Consider the following 4,659-nt stretch of genomic DNA (forward strand, 5'->3'; position numbering starts at 1 on the left):
TATTCTAGGGGCAATGCATCCAATACTAGATGATGATACTATTTTTAATTTTTTTATTAGTAAGGATATTACAGCTAATATTCAGCTTGTTTTCTACGCAATCTTATAGAGGTCAGTATACAAATACTAAACTTTAGGGGAAGTAAAATTAATAAATTATGAGCATATTTAAGGGTCAAAAATCTTATAGAGTTCTCTGATCAGTTAAAACGAATCTCGAATAGGGAATATCTTGCTGGTTTAAAGAATAATTATATATGCTTGAAATGCAACCCTACGTCCTGTCAGGTCAATATGGATTTTGCTCGCCAGTGTAATATCTGCGGGCACCGAGAGTCAGCTACTGCAAACACTTTGTTCCATAAGGTTAAGTTCGGTTTGAGAAAGGTCTTTTTCATCTGTTTTGAAATGGCCACTACCACCAAGAGCCTTTCAGCCCCCTAAACGGGGTTTGCTATGGTGTCAGCTAGAAAACCGCACGCCTTTTTATGCACAAAGTTAGGAAGGCGATGTCATTTAATGGCAAACATCCAATGGATGGGGCGGAACACGTTGACGAGTTTCTACTTGGGGGTTATGAGTAGGTAAAAATCGATCTTAGCTATGACGTCAAGAAAAAGAAGGCATCGATAGCTTTACAATTTACCGATATGGGTAATGTAAAACTTTATATATAAAAAGCATAATGGACTTTTCGGCAAGTTCACTTCACTATATCTCAGTGAACTACCTCTATAGAGATGCGCTTATCACTACAGAGCTTTGGAAACCCATCGCCAAAGCTTTCAATATTACCCAGATACCGAGCAAAAATCGGCATAACTTCAAAGCACTGCACACCATAATCCATCAGGTAAAAACATGGATAAGAACAACATAATCATTGGTAAGCGAGTTTAACATCAACCGGTATTTCAATCAGTTCTGTTATAAACTAAACCGCTTCAAAAGCAAGGCCACGATTTTCAATACTCTAATAACTAAAATGGTGGATGAGTATAAAATTAATCAGATGGAATTTATGAGTCATTAACAACTGACCTCCATAATTTTTTTTAAAAAAAAACACTAACAAAGTGATGCTTTGCATCGCGAATTACACACTGAAATTTACCTAAATACAGACCAATCTAGCTTTACAGAGAAAACATTGGAATACAAGGCAAGGCTTTGGTCTCCAATATCGGTAAGGGCGTAGTCAATTTGAATACCCTTATACCGAAATCCTATTCCAAAATTAGGTTGGAAACCAATGTTGGTTCCCTCACCACCAAGGGATTCAAGGTTTTGAAAATTACCGACGCCGCCTCTTAAGTAGACTAATTTGATATAGTCAACTTCAAAGCCAAAAGCGGGAGTAGCACTCATAGAACCTGAGGAAATAATATCATTGGTTTCTGCAAAGCGAAAATCCATATTCAAGGACGTAGTAAGATCAAAATCTCTGTGAATACTGGTGGTTTTAGCAATGCCAAGTTGAAGTTTAGGCAGTGTAATTTCAGTCGCTTCAGGCGTGGTTTGGTTTTGTCCATCGATGGCCCCTTGGATAGTGGCCAGCTCAGCATCATCAAAAGTCCAAGTATTGTACGTCGTGGTGATATCCCTAGCCATAACTCCAAAAAACCAACTCTTTCTTTGAAATTGGATCCCTGCGTCAAAGCCAAACCCCCAGGCTTGCGCAAAATCACCGATAACTCTTCTTATTACTTTAGCATTTACACCATATGAAAATCCCTCCAAGGGTAAATTTCTAGCATAAGATAAGGTAAAGGCATAATCTGCAGTTGAAAATAAACTTATCCTATTGAAGTCAATATTGCCTTGATCATCAATGAGTTGTGTAGTGTTTAAGATGTCGTCCACCCCAAAGCGGATGATACTAAACCCCACAGCACTTTTGCTGTCGATGGGCATTGCGCCAGCTATATAGTTGTAAGTAGCAATGTTTGCAAAATAATTGGCATGCATAACCGAGACTTGGCTGTCCTCTAGGTTTACCAGTCCAGCAGGATTCCAATACCCAGAATTAACGTCATTTGTGGTTGCGGTTACAGCATTTGCCATTCCAAATGAAGCTGCATCTACGCCTATGTTCAGAAATTCATTAGAATATTTTGCAGTTTGTGAAAAAACTGAACACGACAACGTAAAAATTAATATAAGGACAAGCCTCTTCAATGCGATAATTTTTTTAGCAAATATGCTATAATTAATAATATTAAAACTTATTTTGCTTTTTCTTATTGTGTCAAATCTAGATAGTTGTTGAAAATATGATTAAAAAACAAATTCCAAACTTTATTACACTTCTCAATTTATTATCGGGATGCATGGCGACAGTATTTGCGGTTCAAGATAATCTGGTAGCTGCAACGGTATTTGTTTGCATTGGAATTTTCTTCGACTTTTTTGATGGTTTAGCAGCCAGGGTTTTGAAAGTGAAAAGTGACTTGGGCTTACAATTAGACTCATTAGCAGATATGGTAACTAGTGGCTTAGTTCCTGGACTAGTTATGTGTCAACTTCTTTTTAAGTCTTTGAATCCCTCAGTTTCTGATCTTACTTTTTTTTCCACTGAAACCAGTTGGGTTGTCTTTATAGGTTTAATTATCACCTTGGGTTCAGCATATAGACTTGCAAAGTTTAATATTGATGATCGACAAACGGACAGTTTTATAGGTCTGCCCACTCCAGCCAATGCTCTTTTGATTCTTAGTTTTAGCCTCATTTTAGACTATCATCCCGATTCTTTTTTATCAGAATTAATTCAAAATACCTATTTTCTTATAGCGATATCATTTTTGAGCGTTTTACTTTTGAATGCTGAGCTTAAGCTGTTTGCATTAAAGATTTCTAATTTAAAACTTTCTGAAAATTGGTATAGGTATCTAATCGTTGTCTTAAGTATTATTTTATTGGTGAGCTTCAAATTTGTTGCCATTCCAATTATAATTTTCGTCTATATCTTATTATCCTTAGCATTGCAGAAGATAAGTTAATTTATTTTCTTCTTCGGGTAACTCCGAAAAGCAAAATAAATAAGGCTAAAAAGTTTGCTATCCGTGGTATATAATCCCCGTGTTTAACGTAGAACGTTTGTCCTTCATAAAGGGGCAAATCGTAAATCAGTGCTGTTTTTTCATTATAGATTGACTTTTTGATAATTTCACCGTCTTTATCTATAAATCCAGATACTCCAGTATTCGCACTTCGTGCCACAGCACGCCGCGTTTCAATAGCTCTTAGTCGCGCATAACTCCAGTGTTGTTGATGACCCTGAGTTTCTCCCCACCAGGCATCATTGGTTATGATGGCTAGGGCATTGGCGCCATTTTTTACATAACCATTTACAAACTCGCCATATACAGATTCATAACAAATGATGGGAGCAACACTATAGCCCGTATTCAGTTTAAAAACGCTGCGTTCGGGTTGAGTGGTCTTCATAGCCACCGTTCCTCCAAGGTCTATCATAATATTTCCTAGTATAGGTTTAAGGGTAGACTGATAAGGGAAATTTTCCACGCCCACAACAAGTTTAGATTTATGATAAAATTGAGTCTCAGATCCCATTTTTTCAAAAACAGCGCTGTTGTAATCGTTGAACCAAAGACCTTTTCTTAAAAAATTGCTTTGAGGAGATAAGTCAGTTTCTTTTTTTAGCAATTCATACATAGAAATTCCAAAAACCAAATTGAGTTGATCGTTTTTATCGAGTAAGAGTTTTGAAAATCTTCGGGCTTCTGAATAGGTATAGCTTGTAATTTCTGTGCCTTCAGCAAAGACCGTTTCTGGTGCGATAAGCAGCTGTGGGTTATCGTTTAATAGAGGTTGGGCCAAGTCTACTAAATCTTTAGAAATCCCCTGATCATTTCTATTATACTTTTCAGTATAAGGATCTATATTAGGTTGAAGAACAATAGTTTCGATACTGTTGTCAACACTAGTATCGGGTTTTAAAAGAAGGCTAATACCTATAGGAATGCCCATAAGCAAAGCGAGTCTTATTCCACTTCTCACTATAATTTTTGAATCTTTATGTTGTAAATAAAGAATAATCCCCTTTAAGATGATGAAATTACTGGCTAAAACCCAAAGGCTACCACCAAAAGTACCTGTATACTCATACCATTGTATCAAAGCGATATCATTAGCAAAGACATTTCCTAAATTCAACCAAGGCCACGAAAATTCCCAGCCCAAATGCAATTTCTCGAAACTGAGCCATAACACAACAAAAAAGGAGGAAGCCGCTGTAAAAGCAACGCGTTTTGCAACAATATGATAAATTAAAAAGACAAGACTCATCAATAAGGAGTTAGCAAGTATTGCGAAAATCCCTCCAAAGGGTGTTGAGTAGTAAAGCCAAAAGGTGGTCATACTATTCCACATGAAAAAGCTTAGATACGCATGTCCAAAAACTTTGAGATTTATTCTTTGAGTATGAGTTGTTCTAATGGTAAATTCAGCAAAAAGTAAAGGGACGAAACCAATAAAACTCAAGAAACTCCATCCATTTGTTGGCCAGCTTAAGGCAAGGATTAAACCTGAGGCAACAGCTAAAAGTATAGTTTTCAATATATATTTTTTTCAAATTTAGTTTAAAAATAAGGGTTTTAAAAAGAATTTAATGAATACAAGGTATGATACCAATTTAAT

3 protein-coding genes and 1 pseudogene are annotated in these 4,659 nt (G+C 36.3%); 2 read left to right on the forward strand and 2 right to left on the reverse strand.

Annotation, left to right across the window (positions count from 1 at the left end):
• The first annotated feature begins 158 nt into the window (after nucleotides 1-158).
• Nucleotides 159-1,033: pseudogene (locus tag CXF67_RS08120) on the forward strand (IS1595 family transposase).
• 77 nt (nucleotides 1,034-1,110) lie between these two features.
• On the opposite strand, the gene CXF67_RS08125 reads toward CXF67_RS08120, so the two are convergent.
• Nucleotides 1,111-2,178 carry a putative type IX sorting system protein PorV2 gene (locus CXF67_RS08125; RefSeq protein ID WP_102088304.1) on the reverse strand — a complete coding sequence of 356 codons (1,068 nt, stop codon included), beginning with the start codon at nucleotides 2,176-2,178 and terminating at the stop codon, nucleotides 1,111-1,113.
• 95 nt (nucleotides 2,179-2,273) lie between these two features.
• Here CXF67_RS08125 and CXF67_RS08130 point away from each other — a divergent pair, with 95 nt between their 5' ends.
• Entirely contained in the window at nucleotides 2,274-2,999 is a 726-nt protein-coding gene (locus CXF67_RS08130) for a CDP-alcohol phosphatidyltransferase family protein (protein ID WP_102088305.1), read from the forward strand.
• Between the two features lies 1 nt (nucleotide 3,000).
• Here the strand turns inward: CXF67_RS08130 and lnt are convergent, their stop codons facing one another.
• Nucleotides 3,001-4,578: an apolipoprotein N-acyltransferase gene (lnt, locus tag CXF67_RS08135; protein WP_102088306.1), complete on the reverse strand. Its 1,578-nt coding sequence runs from the start codon at nucleotides 4,576-4,578 to the stop codon at nucleotides 3,001-3,003.
• Nucleotides 4,579-4,659: the final 81 nt, after the last annotated feature.

The organism is Psychroflexus sp. MES1-P1E, assembly GCF_002836055.1.
Lineage (GTDB): Bacteria > Bacteroidota > Bacteroidia > Flavobacteriales > Flavobacteriaceae > Psychroflexus.

Coding starts and splice junctions, on each gene's coding strand:
- CXF67_RS08130 (WP_102088305.1), top strand. CDS start 2,274: ATGATTAAAAAACAAATTCCAAACTTTATTACACTTCTCAATTTATTA.